The sequence below is a fragment of the Streptosporangium sp. NPDC002544 genome (assembly GCF_040295965.1).
GTDB lineage: Bacteria > Actinomycetota > Actinomycetes > Streptosporangiales > Streptosporangiaceae > Streptosporangium.
Map to the genome: position 1 here is coordinate 14690 of NZ_JBEOWJ010000055.1, position 15251 is coordinate 29940.

General features: G+C 69.2%; 12 protein-coding genes, 1 pseudogene and 1 riboswitch. Of the genes and pseudogenes, 3 read left to right on the forward strand and 10 right to left on the reverse strand.

Annotated elements, in window-relative coordinates; genetic code table 11:
- Positions 1-2: 2 nt before the first annotated feature.
- Positions 3-152: riboswitch (cyclic di-AMP (ydaO/yuaA leader) on the reverse strand.
- A 650-nt stretch (positions 153-802) separates the two neighbouring features.
- Positions 803-1399 (reverse strand): transposase, encoded by a 597-nt coding sequence (locus ABT061_RS45685; RefSeq protein WP_350929987.1) that lies wholly within the window; start codon positions 1397-1399, stop codon positions 803-805.
- A 75-nt stretch (positions 1400-1474) separates the two neighbouring features.
- Entirely contained in the window at positions 1475-1675 is a 201-nt protein-coding gene (locus ABT061_RS45690; protein WP_350929963.1) for a hypothetical protein, read from the reverse strand.
- Between the two features lie 116 nt (positions 1676-1791).
- On the opposite strand from ABT061_RS45690, the gene ABT061_RS45695 reads away from it, so the two are divergent.
- Positions 1792-2532, forward strand: a complete 741-nt coding sequence (locus tag ABT061_RS45695; protein ID WP_350929988.1) for an RNA-guided endonuclease InsQ/TnpB family protein — start codon at positions 1792-1794, stop codon at positions 2530-2532.
- A 43-nt stretch (positions 2533-2575) separates the two neighbouring features.
- On the opposite strand, the gene ABT061_RS45700 is transcribed toward ABT061_RS45695, so the two are convergent.
- From ABT061_RS45700 to ABT061_RS45710, 3 genes are all read right to left on the reverse strand, one after another.
- A complete protein-coding gene (locus ABT061_RS45700; RefSeq protein WP_350929964.1) occupies positions 2576-3412 on the reverse strand; it encodes a D-alanyl-D-alanine carboxypeptidase family protein in 837 nt (278 codons plus the stop codon).
- A 557-nt stretch (positions 3413-3969) separates the two neighbouring features.
- The gene (locus ABT061_RS45705; protein WP_350929965.1) at positions 3970-5526 is read right to left on the reverse strand and encodes a multicopper oxidase family protein; all 1557 of its coding nucleotides are present in this window, start codon (positions 5524-5526) and stop codon (positions 3970-3972) included.
- Positions 5527-5597: 71 nt separating this feature from the next.
- Entirely contained in the window at positions 5598-5993 is a 396-nt protein-coding gene (locus ABT061_RS45710) for a hypothetical protein (protein ID WP_350929966.1), read from the reverse strand.
- A gap of 344 nt (positions 5994-6337) precedes the next feature.
- Between ABT061_RS45710 and ABT061_RS45715 the strand changes: the two are divergent.
- Positions 6338-6559, forward strand: a pseudogene (locus tag ABT061_RS45715) (IS701 family transposase); the annotation flags it as partial.
- A 127-nt stretch (positions 6560-6686) separates the two neighbouring features.
- On the opposite strand, the gene ABT061_RS45720 reads toward ABT061_RS45715, so the two are convergent.
- From ABT061_RS45720 to ABT061_RS45735, 4 genes are all read right to left on the reverse strand, one after another.
- Positions 6687-8849: a S9 family peptidase gene (locus ABT061_RS45720; RefSeq protein WP_350929968.1), complete on the reverse strand. Its 2163-nt coding sequence runs from the start codon at positions 8847-8849 to the stop codon at positions 6687-6689.
- The gene (locus ABT061_RS45725) at positions 8849-10636 is read right to left on the reverse strand and encodes an N-acetylglutaminylglutamine amidotransferase (RefSeq protein ID WP_350929969.1); all 1788 of its coding nucleotides are present in this window, start codon (positions 10634-10636) and stop codon (positions 8849-8851) included. Before ABT061_RS45725 ends, ABT061_RS45720 begins: the two co-directional genes overlap by 1 nt.
- A gap of 54 nt (positions 10637-10690) precedes the next feature.
- Complete coding sequence (locus ABT061_RS45730) at positions 10691-13216, reverse strand: glutamate--cysteine ligase (RefSeq protein ID WP_350929970.1); 2526 nt, start codon at positions 13214-13216, stop codon at positions 10691-10693.
- 257 nt (positions 13217-13473) lie between these two features.
- Positions 13474-13866 (reverse strand): RNA-binding protein, encoded by a 393-nt coding sequence (locus ABT061_RS45735; protein WP_350929971.1) that lies wholly within the window; start codon positions 13864-13866, stop codon positions 13474-13476.
- Between the two features lie 194 nt (positions 13867-14060).
- Between ABT061_RS45735 and ABT061_RS45740 the strand changes: the two genes are divergently transcribed.
- Positions 14061-14711 carry a class I SAM-dependent methyltransferase gene (locus ABT061_RS45740; protein ID WP_350929972.1) on the forward strand — a complete coding sequence of 217 codons (651 nt, stop codon included), beginning with the start codon at positions 14061-14063 and terminating at the stop codon, positions 14709-14711.
- Positions 14712-14741: 30 nt separating this feature from the next.
- On the opposite strand, the gene ABT061_RS45745 is transcribed toward ABT061_RS45740, so the two are convergent.
- The gene (locus ABT061_RS45745) at positions 14742-15203 is read right to left on the reverse strand and encodes a cupin domain-containing protein (protein ID WP_350929973.1); all 462 of its coding nucleotides are present in this window, start codon (positions 15201-15203) and stop codon (positions 14742-14744) included.
- Positions 15204-15251 lie beyond the last annotated feature (48 nt).

Below are 15251 nucleotides of genomic sequence, written 5' to 3' on the forward strand. Positions count from 1 at the left end.
ACTCCTTGCTTCCATGCCGCCTACCGGGTTAGCTGACGGGTTCGGGCGTGGAAGTGCCCTACGGAGCGCCGCTTGGGGGCGGGCGCGCCGATTCACCCCAGAGAGACTGGGTCCCCGGCTCCGCAAGATCGCGGACTCGGCGGCCGCGTTCACTCAGCGGGAGGGGTTCCCGCTGAGCGAGACACGGTCTCGGCAGTACAAGGCATTACCTGGCACGCACCGCGTGTTCGATCTATGCCTTGAGTTCCTCGACGGTAAGCGATTGAGGCAAAGCAACGCAATCCCCATTCACGAACGTGTAACGGAATCCCTTGTGTGATAGGGGTTCGTCGAGAGAAATTTTACCTTTCCGTCCACCATCCGGTGAGATCAACGGATTGTAAGCTGGCCTGTAACTATGATCTTTAGTATCTTCTGCGAGTCCATCGATCGGCCGTAGTGGTGGCCGGATGGCGTGTGTAACTCCCGCTGCCCTGACCGGGCAACCTAAGATTTCTACGGAGAAGTACCAGTCCGACCCAATGATCCATCTGCTGGTAAGGAGGATCGGCCGCGGAGTCCCCATGAGCTCTGGATGGGTTGGCGGATTGCCCTGGAAGCGAATGCCTACTAGGGTGGATAATAGAGAAAAACATGACCTGATTCGTTGTGAAAGTCATGATCCAGGCACCGGCCCGCCTCATCGAAGGCGGCCTCGATCGAGTCCTGCGCAAGAATCTCGAACCCGTATGCCAGCCCGGTATTCTCCTTTTCCCTGACCGCTGTTTCGTCGGCTCTTCGATTTTGAGGGAGATGTTCACCCTCATGCCGCCGGCACGTTGATCGTTTGATGTGTGCAGTGCAACCGTACGCGGCGGCGTTGGTTGGTGAGGTTACGGAAGCCGAACGCCACGCGGGCGGCGTCCTTGATCAACCGATTCGTTCCCTCGGTACGGGCGTTGGTGATGCCGGTGGTGATGAACGCCGGCGTCTCGGGCCACCAGGCGTCGATCGTCTCAGCCAGAGTGAGGAGTTCGGGGATGCCGGAGTCGGCGCACCAGGAGAGGAACCGGTGGAGCCGGTGAGAGATCACCGACCACGGTGCCTGCTCACGGGCGCAGGCCAGCAGAGCACGTAGTTCTTCCTTGGCGATCCACGCGGCCAGGATCAGCCAGTCCACCACGGCCTTACCGGTCCGGCCGGCAGCCTGGCCGAGCAGAGCGCCCGTCCCCGACAGGTCGACGAAGTTGGTCGCAAAAAGCTCAGTTCGCGCCCATCGGCCGGTCGCCTCGTTCTTGATCCACTTTAGTCTGCCTCGGCGGGTCTCGTCGATGCCCAGCACGCGGGGCGGTTCGGGTTCGATGAGCAGCGCGTCGGCGTGGGCGGCGAAGTGGCGATGCACCAGCGGCCAGCCCACCATGTACTCGCGGCCCACCGCGGCCACGGAGCGGCCCGAGGCGACCTGACGGGCCACTGCCCGGCACAAACCGGCCCGTCACCCGCGCCCGCGGCGGCGGGTCATGCGCCGCTGGCGCACTGTGGTGGAGATGACCCCGCAGTCGGGGCAGGCCGCCCAGTCTTCCGGGCGTTCGATATGCACCAGCCGCCCTGGTTGTCCGTCGTCATGGGCGACGCGTTCGACTTTCACCACCGCGATTTCCGGCATGCCGAACAGGATCGAAGTACTGTCGTTCACAGCTTGTGGCCCCCGTCACCAACTGTCTTTGATCAACGGCCAGTGTCGCGGGGTCACGAGCTCTCGCCCGTCAGGCCACGCCCGGGCACTTCCCCCTCAAGATCGAAGAGCCACGTATCCCGGCTACCCGACTCATCGAGACCGGCGACCAGCCGTTGCCCGAGACACCGGGCGAGGTCGGCATCGGCCTTGGTCTCACACACTTCGCGGTTCTGTCCGACGGCCGAAAGATCGACAACCCGCGTATCCTGCGGCGGGCGGCCAAGAAGCTCCGCAAGGCACAGAAGGCGCTGAGCCGCACACAGAAGGGGTCGGCGAACCGCAGGAAAGCCAGGCTGAAGGTAGCCCAGGCGCACGCCAAGGTGGCCGATACCCGCCACGACTGGGCACACAAGCTCTCCACCGCGTTGATCCGCGACAACCAAGCGATCTACGTGGAGGATCTTGCCGTGTCCGGCCTGGCCCGCACCCGGCTGGCCAGGCCGGTGCACGACGCGGGCTGGTCACAGTTCGTGGGCATGCTGGAGTACAAGGCGAAACGCTACGGCCGCCACTTCGCCAAGATCGACCGCTGGTTTCCCAGTTCGAAGGTGTGCTCGGCATGCGGCACTCTCGCCACCTCGATGCCGTTGAACGTCCGGTCGTGGACGTGCGCCTGTGGCGTCACCCATGACCGGGACGTCAACGCGGCGATCAACGTGCTGGCCGAGGGAAGACGAATCGTCGCCGCTGGACGGAAACCCGTCGCTGAGACGCGACAGGAAGCGGAGACGTTAAACGCCTGTGGAGGTGACGTAAGACCACCGCTCGCGGTGGCGGACGCCGACGAAGCAGGAAGCCTCAGAGGTGCCGCGTGATGCGGCACGGGCTGAATCCCCGGCCTTCAGGCCGGGGAGCGCGTCAATTGTTCACACTTGCCCAGTCCAGCAGTTTCCCGGCGGTCTCGAACCTCCGGCTGGAGACGGTTTCGCCGAGGATCACGCCGACCAGCTGGTGACCGTTGCGGTCAGCGGCGAAGGTCAGGGAGTAGCCCGCGGCACGTGTATAGCCGGTCTTCATGCCGAGCACGCCCGGCGTGCCGAGCAGCTTGTTGGTGTTGCTCCAGGTGTAGGCGCCGTGGTCCGCCGTCTCGGCGACGACGTGGCTCTGACTGGAGGTGACGGTCTTCAACATCGGGTTACGCAGTGCCGCCTTGGCAAGCCGCGCCTGGTCCTGCGCGGTGGAGTAGCCTTCGCCGTTCGGTGTGGGCAGCCCGTCGGCGTTGAGGTACATGGTGTCGCGCATCCCGAGCTCGCGCGCGGTCGCGTTCATCTTTGCTGTGAACCCGGTGACCCCGGGGCCGTAGGTGCGGGCCAGCGCGTGGGCGGCATCCGCGCCCGAGGGAAGCATGAGACCGTACAGCAGGTCCTCGACGGTGAGCCGGTCGCCGGCGCGCAGGTACGCGCTGGTGCCGCCGCCGTCCTGCGCGTAGCGCACGTCGTCCGACGTGATCTCGACCGTGTCGGTCGGCTCTGCTTTCTTGAGCACGATGTAGGCGGTCATCACCTTGGTCAGGCTGGCCACCGGCATGCGCTGGGCGGCCTGCTTGCTGAGGTGAACCTTGCCCGTCGAGGCGTCGACCAGGTAGGCCGCGCGCCCAAGCACCGCCGGCGCGACATCGGAGGGGTTGGTGTGGGCGGGGACTGCCTGCTGGCGCACCGGCTGGGCATAGGCCGGTACCGCGAATCCTGTTGCCATGGCCAACAGGGTGGCACCGACCGTAAGGCGGATTTTCCCGTTGCTATGCATGCCGATCAGGTTGCCATGGAATTTGAGGTGCCCTTGACGATACAGGAGTCATTAAATGGTAAAAAATACGGCTTCCTCGCCCTGTAAGGGAGATTCGTCAGGTAAAAATTCCCTTCTATCCTCCTTGCGGATTCGAGGGGAATAAAATGGCGGGGAAGTTTGCCACCATCGCAGATCTCACTCTGGTAGCTCTAAAGATCTCCCGCACGTCTAGTGAACCGCTCCAGGTTCTGCAGTGCCCTGACCTGGAGATGGTCGGGCAGTACGGCTCGCCGCCGCAGCGTCTGGCCGGTAACCAGAGAACTCGACCGAATACGATCCCGGGGCGGAGGCGAACGTGCCCGGCATCACGGGGGCGAATGCCGGACACGTCCAGGGAGGCAGTGATGGCGCCGCGTCCGCAGGCGGGGACCACTGCCTTGTTCAGCTGCGCGAGGCCGCCTCGTGACGACCATACCTAGTAGTAGTGAGGTGGCGTGTTCCTCCGGGAAACACGGGCCGGCTGCCTATCGGTCTTTCTGGTAACCGAGCAGAGTCATCATCCCGCTCTCCGCGTGATAGATGTTGTGGCAGTGGATCATCCACAGGCCGGGGTTGTCGGCGTCGAAGTCGACGTCGAGGGTGGTGTTCGGGAGCACGATGGCGGTGTCCTTGCGGATGCCCCCGCGAGCCAGGGCAAAGGTGTGGCCGTGCAGATGCATCGGGTGCCACATCATGGTGCGGTTGACGAACGACAGCCGTACGCGCTCCCCCGAGCGGATCCCGTAGATGGTCTTCGGGTCGTACTTCCTGCCGTTGATGGCCCAGTCGTAGCGCATCATGCTGCCGGTGAGCTCCAGCTTGATGGTGCGATCGGGGTTCTTCGGGGCCAGCCGTACGGCTTGCGCGGGACGGAGCCTGCCGTACCCGACGATCAGCCCGTCCAGCTCGGCGGGACGGGCGCCGACTCTGGGCGCCGGCCCCGTGCCGCTGGTCCTGATCAGGGCGCGGGCAAGTTCCTTCTTGCCCTCGGCAAGGGCGACCAGCGGGAAGACGCCGTCCTTGAGCGTCACCAGCACGTCGTAGCGCTCGCCCATGCCGATGAGCAGGGCGTCGGTCTCGACATGCTCGACGGGGAATCCGTCGCTGTGGGTGACGGTCATCCTGTGGTCGCCGAGGGCGACCCGGAACGCAGTGTCCCCGCCGGCGTTGACGAACCGGATCCGCAGCCGGGTGCCGGGCTTGGTGCGGAAGGTCTCGGGTGCGCCCGGCAGGCGGCCGTTGATCAGAAAATGCGGGTAACGGACGTCTCCGGCGTCCCCGCCGAGGAGGGGGCTCATGGCGCCCATCAGCATGTGCTTGCTCATGCCGGACGACGACGGTGCGGAGCTGGAAGGCATCCCGGACATGTCGCCGTGGTCCATGCCCATGTCCATGCTCATGCCGCCGGACAGCTCGGCGAGCACTTCGTCGGGGGTGCCGGTCACCCCGTCGAGCCAGTCGTCGAGCACGACGACCCATTCCTCGTCGTAGCCCAGGGGCTCGCGAGGGTCCTCGACGATGAGCGGGGCGTAGAGGCCGCGGTCGAGCTGGGTGCCCGAGTGGGGATGGAACCAGTAGGTGCCGGGGTCAGGGGCGGTGAACTCGTAGACGAACTCGGTGCCCGCCTGGACGGGCTCTTGGGTGACGCCGGGCACACCGTCCGCGTCGTTGCGCAGGGCCAGCCCGTGCCAGTGGATGGTCGTGTCCTTGGGGAGCCGGTTGACCAGGCGGGCGCGGAGGACCTCGCCCGCCCGAACCCGGATCTCCTTACCGGGGATTCGGCCGTTGTAGCTCCAGGTGGTAACGGACTTCCCACCCAGGTCGACAACCTGCTCGGTGGCGATCAGACGGAAGTCGCGGATCATGCCCGGCCTTCTTGCGGCCTCCTTCGCGGCCACCGCGCCATCGGTGGGGCTCAGGAAGGCGGGTGCGGCGGGCGTTCCGGCGGCGGTGGGCCGGCGCGTGCTGCAGCCCGCTAGGGCGGCGCCGGCGGCGATCCCGAGCCCACCGCGAAGAAACGTACGTCGGTCGATGGATTGCATGTCGATGCCTCGCTGTGTCGTGTGATCAGGTCACTGCGGCAGCCGGGCCGCCGAAGGCCCGGCTGAGGCATCTAGATCCGCAGGACGGCCACGCGGGTGATGGCGAGGGCAAGGGAGGGGGGACCACGGAGCCCGCCGAGGGACGGGCTCCGCCGTGCGGCACGGAATCGGGCGGAGCGGGAGCTCGCGTGCGCGCTGCGGAAGGCGACCAGGAAAAGGACGCCCATGAAGGACAGGACGGCCAGGCAGATCCACAACGGATCGGATGCTCCGCTGTCGTCGCCGGGCTGCTGTTTTTGCAAGGCGTTCGGGCCGGTCGCATGGTGACAGGGCGCCGAGATCGCGGTAGTGGTGCCGTGATGCCCTTCGAGATGGCCCAGCGTGTGCATCGTGACCACGCCGGTGATGACGAGGAACAGCAGCGACAGCCGCAGGAGCACGTCCACGGCCGTACGCCGGTCCGTCACCGCCGTCTCCTCCCGTCCCCTAGCGCGCAATCTCCTATGAGTGATAGTAGCTCAGGCCTGGCGAGGATGAGGCAGTCGGTTCTCCAAGGTCGGTTGGTGTCTACGTCGGTGACGTGTCCGGCGGGGTCCAGGTGAACGCACACATCCAAGATGGCCGGGTGGTGACAGACGATGCCGGGCGGGGCGAGCGCCGAACCGAGGGGCCGGTCGGCGGACTCAACGACCGGCCGGCCGGGGCGGAGCTCCTCACGGCCACGCGCCTAATCGGTGGTTTGTTGACGTGGGGCTGATGTCGCAATAAACCGGTAGATAGAGGTAGATAGTGCTGTTCGGGGGTGGTCGTGATGGCGACCGCGCGGCGTCCGTGTCCACCGGCGCCGGGTCCGTTGGAGGAGTACGCGGCCCGGTTCGATGATCTGTGGTGCTCGCTCGCGCAGCGCCGGGGGTTCCGTGAATATCTGGCCGGGCTGTTGCTGCCGCGCGATCGGAACAAGACGCTGACCTGCCTGGCCGGTGCGGAGCCGGTGGCCGGGGCCCAGAGTGCGGCGGTGCAGCGGCTGCAGTTCTAGGGCGTCTCCAGCCCGCCGAACAGCTCGATGACCTCGGCTGGCGGAGCCGGTTCCCATGCTCCCCATGGTGTCTCCGTACGCGGCATGTCGTCATTGTCACCGAGCCTGCCCCGGCGGGAAAGCATCATGCCGGGTCGGGGACGGTCAGGTGCCACCTGAGCCATTCGACGACGTTCTTGATGAAGGTCACCCGGTTGGCGAGTTGCCGGATCTCGTGCCCCTCGTCCTCGAACAGCAGCAACTCGCAGGGAATGCCACGGGCCCGTGCCTCCCGCAGCACCTGCTCGGCCTCGTACACCGGGACGTTGGTGTCGCGGGCGCCGTGCACGACCAGCAACGGGGCGGCCAGCCGGTCGAAGGAGTGCAGGGGCGACAACACCCGCAGCAGGTCACGGTCGGCGACCGGGTGGCCGTACTCACTGACGGCCGCCGCGGCGATCCACGGCTCGGTCCGGTCGTAGAAGGTCTCGAAGTCGGCCATGCCGCAGACGTCGACTCCGGCGCGGAAGAGGCGGGGGTGGGTGACGAGGGCGGCCAGCGTCAGGTAACCGCCGTAGGAGCGTCCCATGCAGGCGATCCTGGCCGCCTCGGCGACACCAGACCGCACCAGTTCGACGGCGCAGTCGGCGACGTCGTCGATCGCGTCGAAGCGGAGCGCGTGGTTGTCGGCGTTGCGGAAGGCCCTGCCGAACCCGGACGAGCCGCGGACGTTCGCCGCGAGCACCCCGATCCCGGCGGCCAGCAGGTTCTGGAACAGCGGGTTGAAGGTGGGCCGTTCCTGGCTCTCCGGACCGCCGTGCAGGTAGACGACGAAGGGCATCGGTCCCCGGGCCCCGGGGACCCGGTAGAGCCAGCCGGTCAGCTCCATGCCGTCGCGCGCCTGGAAGCGCATCAACTCCGCCTCGGCCGCCTCGGCAATCGGGGAGTCCCCCGCGATCCGCCGGTAGCCGCCGTTCTCCAGATCGCAGAGCACCACGTGGGAGGGGGCGCCGGGCCCCTCGACCGCCAGGACGGCCAGGCTGCCGTCCAGCGAGACCCTGATCGAGGAGACCACCTCGGCGGGCAGCGGCGGGAGCGGGCGCACCGCACCGGTGGCCGGCTCGATCACCTCCAGTTCCGACCGGCCGCTGTCGTTCCACACCAGGACGGCGCGGTGGCCGTTGGCACTCAGCGCGAACTGGTCGAGTTCGGCGTCCACCCGCTCGGCCAGCACGACCTCCGCGCCGTCCTCACCCACCGCGAGCAGCGCGGCCCGGTCGCGGCCGACATCGGACAACAGGTAGGCGACCGTCCCGTCCGGAGAGAGGATGCCGTAGTCGGTGGAGCCGTTCATCCCCACCAGCAGCGGCTGTTCCCCGGGTCCTGGAAGATCGCCCGCGGCCTCGTCGGGCAGGCCAGAGGGCAGGCCGGGCGGGAAGTCCTCGAGATGGCCCTCGGGAAGGTCGGAGCGGAGCCCGGCCGGAGGATCGACGGAGAGGCCGGGATGAGGACCGCCGGGGAGTCCCGGGACGAGGTCCCCGGTTTCGAGAGGACCAGGTGCGAGATCCCCCGGAGCGGAGAGGCCGGACGCGAGGGCCCCGGGACCGGCGGAGCCGTCGGGACCGGACATGCCCGAGGTGAGATCACCGGGATGGGCGGCGGGAAGGCCGGTGGGATCACCGGGGAAGGCGGAAAGATCGGCCGCGTACATCCGGCGCACGCCGCGCGGGCCGCGCCGCAGCAGCATCCGCCGGTGGTCACGGCTGATCGCCGCCGGGTGCATCAGCGCGCCGCCCGCGATGACCTCCCGGCTGCCGGAGCCCGCGTCGATGAGCACCGCGTCCGTACGGCCGGACGCGGAGACCTCGGCGACGAGAAGGACCTCCCCCTGCCCGGTCCAGCGCACGAACGACGCCGACCCCCCTTCCGGCGCGGCCAGCGGGCGCAGATCGCTCCCGTCGGGCCTGACCGTCCAGACCTGGGTGTGCTCCCCGCCGCCCGGCACGACGAGGACGGCCAGCCGCCGCGCGTCGGGAGACCAGCTCACGTCGGCGGCGGGCTCAGGACCGGTGTCGAGAGACCACGCCTCCGTCTCTCCCCCGGCCGGCCCTCCGGCCGACGCTCCTCCCGGGAGCAACGCCTCCAGATCGCCGCCGAGAAGCTGGACCCAGACGCGCGGAGAGCCGTCCCTGTCGGCGATGAACGCGACGGCGCTCAGGTCGGGTGCCAGCGCGGGCGCCCGGCAGCTCCAGGCGGTCAGGCCGGTGCCCGCCGCGGGGCGGGCACCGGCTCCGGGCATGTCGGCCATCAGACACCCTGTGCCTGCAACCACAGCTCCAGGAGTCCGAGCTGCCACAGTGCGTTCGCTCCCAGGGTGGTGCGATGCTCGTCCGGTGCCGCGAGCAGCTTGTCGACGTACGGCTGGTCGAACAGGCCGCGTGACCGCGCGGCCTGCCCGGTCAGCGCGTCCCTGACGAGTTCCAGGAACGGGCCGTGGATGTGCCTGATGGCGGGGACCGGGAAGTAGCCCTTGGGCCGGTCGACGATCTCGGCGGGCAGCAGCCTGCGCGCGGCGTCCTTCAGGACGCCCTTGCCGCCGGAGGCGAGCTTGAGTTCGGGAGGGCAGGCCGCCGCCAGCTCGACCAGCTCGTGGTCGAGGAACGGGGTCCTGGCCTCCAGCCCGAAGGCCATGGTCATGTTGTCCACCCGCTTGACCGGGTCGTCGACGAGCATGACCTCCGTGTCCAGGCGCAGCACCGCGTCGAGCGCGGTGTCGGCGCCGGGCGCCGCGAGGTGGCGCCGGACGAACTCGCCGCTGACGTCCCGCTCCAGCATGTACTCGGGCGACAGGATTCCGGCCAGCGTCCCGTGCGAGCGGTCGAAGAACTCCTCGGCGTACGTGACGGCCGCGTCCTCGCGCGACACGCCGGCCAGCGGCGGGTACCAGCTGTAGCCGGCGAACACCTCGTCGGCGCCCTGGCCGGACTGGACCACCTTGACGTGCCTGGAGACCTCCTGCGACAGCAGGTGAAAGGCGACGCAGTCGTGGCTGACCATCGGCTCGCTCATCGCCCGCACCGCGTGCTCCAGGGCGGGCAGCAGGCGGGTGTCGTCGATGGGGATGCGGTGGTGGTCGGTGCCGAACTCACCGGCGACCAGGTCGGAGTAGGCGAACTCGTCGCCCCGCTCCCCGCCCGCTGCGGAGAACCCGATGCTGAAGGTCGACAGGCCCGCCTGTCCCTCCCCGGCCAGCAGCGCGACGATCAGGCTGGAGTCCAGCCCCCCGGAGAGCAGCACGCCCACCGGCACGTCCGCGACCATGCGCCTGCGCACGGCCACGCGCAGCCGGTCGAGCACCGCCTCGCGCCACTCGGAGGAGGACAGCCCGGCGCAGTCGGGCAGGGCCGAGCGGGTGTAGGGCGGCTGCCAGTAGCGGCGGTCGGTGACGGTGCCGTCGGGCTCGACGGTGCGCACGGTGGCCGGGGGGAGTTTCCGCACACCGGTCAGGATGGTGCGCTCGACCGGCACCACCGAGTGGAAGGTCATGTAGTGGTGCAGCGCCACCCGGTCGATGCCGGTGTCCACTCCTGTTCCGGCGAGCAGCGCGGGCAGCGAGGAGGCGAAACGGAGGCGATCGGCGTCCTGGGAGAGGTACAGGGGTTTTATACCGAGGCGGTCGCGGCCGAGGGTCAGCCGGCCGGTGTCCCGCTCGGCGACCGCGAAGGCGAACATGCCCTTGAAGTGGTCGACGCAGTCGATCCCCCAGCGGTGGAAGGCCTTCACCAGCACCTCGGTGTCGGAGGTGGAGAAGAAGCGGTACCCCTGGCCTTCCAGCTCCTCGCGCAGCTCACGGTAGTTGTACAGGCACCCGTTGAAGACCGCGGTCAGGCCGAGGTCACTGTCCGTCATCGGCTGGGCACCCCGGTCCGACAGGTCGATGATCTTCAGGCGCCGGTGACCGAGTGCGACGGGTCCCAGCGACCACAGGCCCGACCCGTCGGGGCCCCGGTCGCTCATCACCTCGCTCATCCGGGCCACCGCGGCGACGTCCGCGGGACGGCCGTCGAACCGGATCTCACCGCTCAGACCGCACATCGGCACCCCCCGATGACCTGCCCACCCCGAAGCCGGGCGGATTCAGCCCTGAGATCACACATCGGCGGCCCCTCCCGGCAGCCAGGTGTCCTTGGAACCGCCGCCCTGGGAGGAGTTGACGATCAGGCTGCCGGCCGGTGCGACGCGGGTCAGCGCCGCCGGCGGGACCGTCGCCGTCTCCCCGAGGCAGACAAAGGCCCGCAGGTCGACCACGCGCGGGCTCAGCCGCTCCCCGTCGAAGGTCGGATGCGTCGACAGCCGGACCGTCTCCTGGGCGACCCACCCTTGGGGCGCGGCGAGGATCTTCTCCCTGATCCTGCCGAGCTCCTCGGCGGACGCCTCGGGACCGACGACCACGCCCTGGCCGCCGAATCCGTCCACCGGCTTGACGACCAGCTCGGCCAGCCGGTCGAGCACCTGCTCGCGGTCCGCGGCGTCGCGGCACAGGTAGGTGGTGATGTTGTCGATGAGCGGCTCCTCGCCCAGGTAGTACTCGATGAGGCGGGGCACGTACCGGTACAGGCACTTGTCGTCGGCGACGCCGTTGCCCGGCGCGTTGGCCAGGACGAGCGCGGAGCGTTCGACGGCGTCCATGATCTCCGCCCCCAGGGGGCCTTCGAGCAGCTCGTTCTCGTCGACCCGGCGGTAGAGCACGTCGATCCTGCGCCCCGCGGCCTCCAGATGACCGTTCCTGATCTCCAGGTCGGCCGGGACCACCAGGATCGCCCCCATCTCCTCGGCGAGCATCTGGTGCTCGTAGTAGGCGGAGTCGTCCGGTCCCGCCGAGACCACGGCGATGGCCGGCGAGTCGACCGTGCCCGCCGCGAGCAGTGCCTCCCGCAGCGTCCGCAGGCTCTGCCGCGGATCGGCGATCCCCTCGCCGGGGACGAGTTCCGGCAGCAACTCGGCCATCAGGTGCCTGTTGGTCACCGCGTATCCGAGGCCGGAGGGCACCCGCAGGTTGTCCTCGAGCACCGCCCAGCGGCCGACGTGGTCGCGGACCAGGTCCAGCCCGGCCACGGCGCAGCGCACGGTGCCGGGCGGCACCCTCCGCCCGTGCTCGCGGTAGCCGGGGGACTCGTCGACCACCCAGGCGGGGAGCACGCCGTCCCCGATGATCTCGCGCTCGCCGTACACGTCGTGCAGGAACGCCTCCAGCGCCCGCACCCGCTGCGGCAGTGCCCGCTGGATCTCGGCCCACTCGCCGGGCGGGACCGGCCTCGGGACCAGGTCGAACGGGAAGATCCGGCTCTCGCTCCCGCCCGCCACGTGGAAGGTCATGCCGTTGCGACGCTGGTAGCCGTCGCGGAGCCGCGCCCTGCCACGCAGGCCGCGGGCGCCCAGGCGGTCCAGGACCCGCAGCACCGGCTGGTAGGACTCGCGTACCGTGCCCTCGATGATCGCCTCGTCGCCGGGGGCGTCGTAGCCGTCGAGGAGGCTGGTGTGCATCCTCGGCGTCGGCCCGCCGAAGGCGGTCTCCCACTCCTCGGACCGCGTCTCGGCGATGACGAGGTCGACCACGTCGGCCAGCCGGCCGTCGCGGGCGAACGCCTCGCGCTGGCGGGCCGAGGAGCTTCCCCGCGCCAGCGACTCCCGGACCAGGGACGTGACGAGCTCGATGTCGCCGGACTCCTCCAGCTGTGGCCGCAGGCCGTCCACCATCCTCCAGATCACCTCGGCGGCCGGGCCCGGGGTGCCCTCGACCGGGTCGACGAGCTCGCCCTCCAGCCCTGAGCGCGCCGCCCGCCACGTCGCGGCGCGGACCATCTCCAGCCGGACCGAGCGCTCGGGGCCGTGCTGCACCGCGTCCAGCTCCCTGGCCACCAGCGCCCGGAACAGGCCGGCGATCAGCACGATGTCGCCCACCCTGGGGCAGGCGTCGCACACCCTCAGCTCGATGGTGGGCAGGTGGGCCGAGGGCCGGATGTCGAAATAGATCATGCCGGGGTCGGTGATCACACCGGAGCTCACGAGCTCCCGCACCACCTGGTCGTACTCGGCGGCCGACTCGAACCTGGCCACGGGCCCCGCGGTGGGCCAGCGCTGCCAGAGCAGCGGGCGGTAACTGGCGTATCCGGTATCGGCCCCCAGCCAGTACGGCGAGCTGGAGCTCAGGGCGAGCAGCGGGGGCAGCCAGGGGGCCAGGCGGTGGGCGACGGCCACCGCCAGGTCGCGATCCTCGACGTCGGCGTGGAACTGCGTGCCGCAGATCAGCTGCTCGCGGGTGAGCAGCTGATAGTCGGCGAGCATCTGCTCGTAGCGGGCGTCCGGAGAGATCTTCAGCGCCGCCAGGTCCACCAGCGGCACGCTCCCCGCCGCCACGATCCCGAGCCCGAGACAGTCCGCCGCCTGGATCACCGTGCGGCGCAGCGCGGTCAGGTCGTGCCCGAGGTCCTCCAGATGCATGAAGGGCCTGCTGTTGGCCTCCACCACCGAACGCTGCAGCTCGTGGGTGAACCGCTCCGCCGGTAACTGCTCCAGCAGAACACCTGCCCGTGGGACGAGGTGCCGGGTGTCGACGTCGACGACGTGGAACTCCTCTTCGACACCGACCGCGATCGGCCCCGCCAGACCCGCCATTTCATCACTCCTGAAGTACGCCGACTCACCGGGGTTTTTGTCCCTTGCCCGAAAAAAGCAGTTCCGCACTTCATGGGCCGCTCCTGAGGGAAACGGAACCGTGAACTCACTCCCTGTGACCAGACGAGGCCCTCTCTCCTACGACCAGGAGGTCCCACCCCGCCCCGCGGGGCCGGGCATCACCGGTCATCGGCGGGGAGCACGGGGACATCCGGCGAGGCCCCCTCGACGAAGGCCGGGGGAACGGCCGGAAAACCTCACCGAGTCTCGGGTGGGTCCTCGGGCGACGGGCCGAAGGTGTCGGGAAAGGCTCGGTCTCCGAGCGTCTCCGGATCGTCCGGTGTGCCGGACGGATCGAGGAGGTGCCTCACCGGCGGCCTGTCGAGGAATGTGGAGACGGCCTCGACCACCCCCTCCCCCAGCGGGCGGAACGCGTCGACCACCGCCTGGGCGGGCGGGCCAAGGCGGCTGCCGACCTCCTGGAGAAGATCTTCCAGCACCTGCGGCAGCGGCGGCACCGGCAGGCCCAGCTGGGACTTGGAGTGAGCCTTCTCCGGCGGCGTCCAGCGCATCGAGTCGTCACTCATGGCGAGCCATTCGTCGACAGCCCCGTCGATGGAATCGAGCACGTGATCGGAATCGTCTGGCATGGCGGCTCCCCTCCTGACCGGGATCCGATAAGACGACGGTACCTCGCTCCGCCGCCACCGGGCAGAGGCGGGTCGGCCGCGGAAGCCTCGCGGACGGCTCCCGGGCCATCCCATCCCCGGTACGGCGGCGGAAGCTCGATCATCAAAGCCCGCTAAACTGGCATAACCCCCTCAGCTGGGGGAATGAGCTGTCGGTGCTCTCTCAAACTCGTCCCGCCGGCGGGGACACGCTCACCTTCCTCGGCGCGATCATGCGTAACCCCCAGCAGCTGGGTGCGATCGCACCCAGCTCGAAGGCCGTCGCCCGCCTGGCCGCGTCGGTGGTCCCGGCCACTCCCGGAGCTGTGGTCGTCGAACTCGGCGCCGGCGGTGGGGTGATCAGCGACGCGATCCGCGACCGTCTGCCGCCCGGAGGGCGACAGCTCGCCGTGGAGGTCAACGAGAGCATGGTGAGCCATCTGCGACGCAGCAGGCCCTGGCTTGAGGTGATCGCCGCTGACGCGGGGGACCTGGGCAAGCTGCTGAGGCAGGCCGGTCTGTCCCACGCCGACGCGATCGTCTCCTCCCTTCCCTGGACGCTGTTCGAGGAGGCGCGGCAGAGGCGCATCCTGGAGGAGATCTCGGCCTCGCTCGTCCCCGGCGGCACCTTCAGCACCATCAGCACGCTGACCGTGCTGCCACTCCGGCGTTTCCGGCACTTCCGCGGCCTCATGGAGGACATGTTCACCCCCGTCGAAACCCTGGGCCCGATCTGGCTCAACGTGCCACCCGCCCTGGTGTACACCGGCGTCCGGGCGGGTGAGCGGCCGACGGAAGACGTCTCCGGCGGGCCGGACGAGGGCTGACCGCCCACCCGGCGGCTCCCGTGCCCGTCGTCACCTTGAGGTCAGAACGGGTCCCGTCCAGACGAGATCGTCCAGGTTGACCACGATGGCATCCTGGGTGCTGCGGGCGATGACCACGATCGCCTCCAGGTCGGGGTCGGGGTTCTCCTCCCGGTGCGGGACGAAGGGCGGCACGAAGATGTAGTCGCCCGGTGTGGTGTCGATGCGCACCTCGACGGGCTCCTCCCCCTCGATGTCGACGAAGACGAACGAGGGGGTGCCGCTGACCACATAGATGGCGGTCTCGGAGTCGCCATGGTGGTGGTTGGCCGAGACAGTGGCCGGTGCCACGTGGGTCTGGCCCATCCACAGGCGGCTGGAGCCGGTGGTGGCTCCGCTGATGGCCGCCCGGCGGTGCATGCCGCCGGTCTGCGCGGTCTCCGAGGTGAGCCCGCCCGGGGTGATGTGGTGCAGGCGGCGGTGGAACGGATCCTCGGGAAGAACTATCGGCATCGGGCACTCCTGGTCCGAGTCGGCGGGATGCGGCACGGGCGCGCCGCA

Coding starts and splice junctions, on each gene's coding strand:
- ABT061_RS45700 (WP_350929964.1), bottom strand. CDS start 3,412: ATGGCAACAGGATTCGCGGTACCGGCCTATGCCCAGCCGGTGCGCCAG.
- ABT061_RS45730 (WP_350929970.1), bottom strand. CDS start 13,216: ATGGCGGGTCTGGCGGGGCCGATCGCGGTCGGTGTCGAAGAGGAGTTC.
- ABT061_RS45720 (WP_350929968.1), bottom strand. CDS start 8,849: ATGGCCGACATGCCCGGAGCCGGTGCCCGCCCCGCGGCGGGCACCGGC.
- ABT061_RS45745 (WP_350929973.1), bottom strand. CDS start 15,203: ATGCCGATAGTTCTTCCCGAGGATCCGTTCCACCGCCGCCTGCACCAC.
- ABT061_RS45685 (WP_350929987.1), bottom strand. CDS start 1,399: ATGGTGGGCTGGCCGCTGGTGCATCGCCACTTCGCCGCCCACGCCGAC.
- ABT061_RS45725 (WP_350929969.1), bottom strand. CDS start 10,636: ATGTGCGGTCTGAGCGGTGAGATCCGGTTCGACGGCCGTCCCGCGGAC.
- ABT061_RS45705 (WP_350929965.1), bottom strand. CDS start 5,526: ATGCAATCCATCGACCGACGTACGTTTCTTCGCGGTGGGCTCGGGATC.
- ABT061_RS45735 (WP_350929971.1), bottom strand. CDS start 13,866: ATGCCAGACGATTCCGATCACGTGCTCGATTCCATCGACGGGGCTGTC.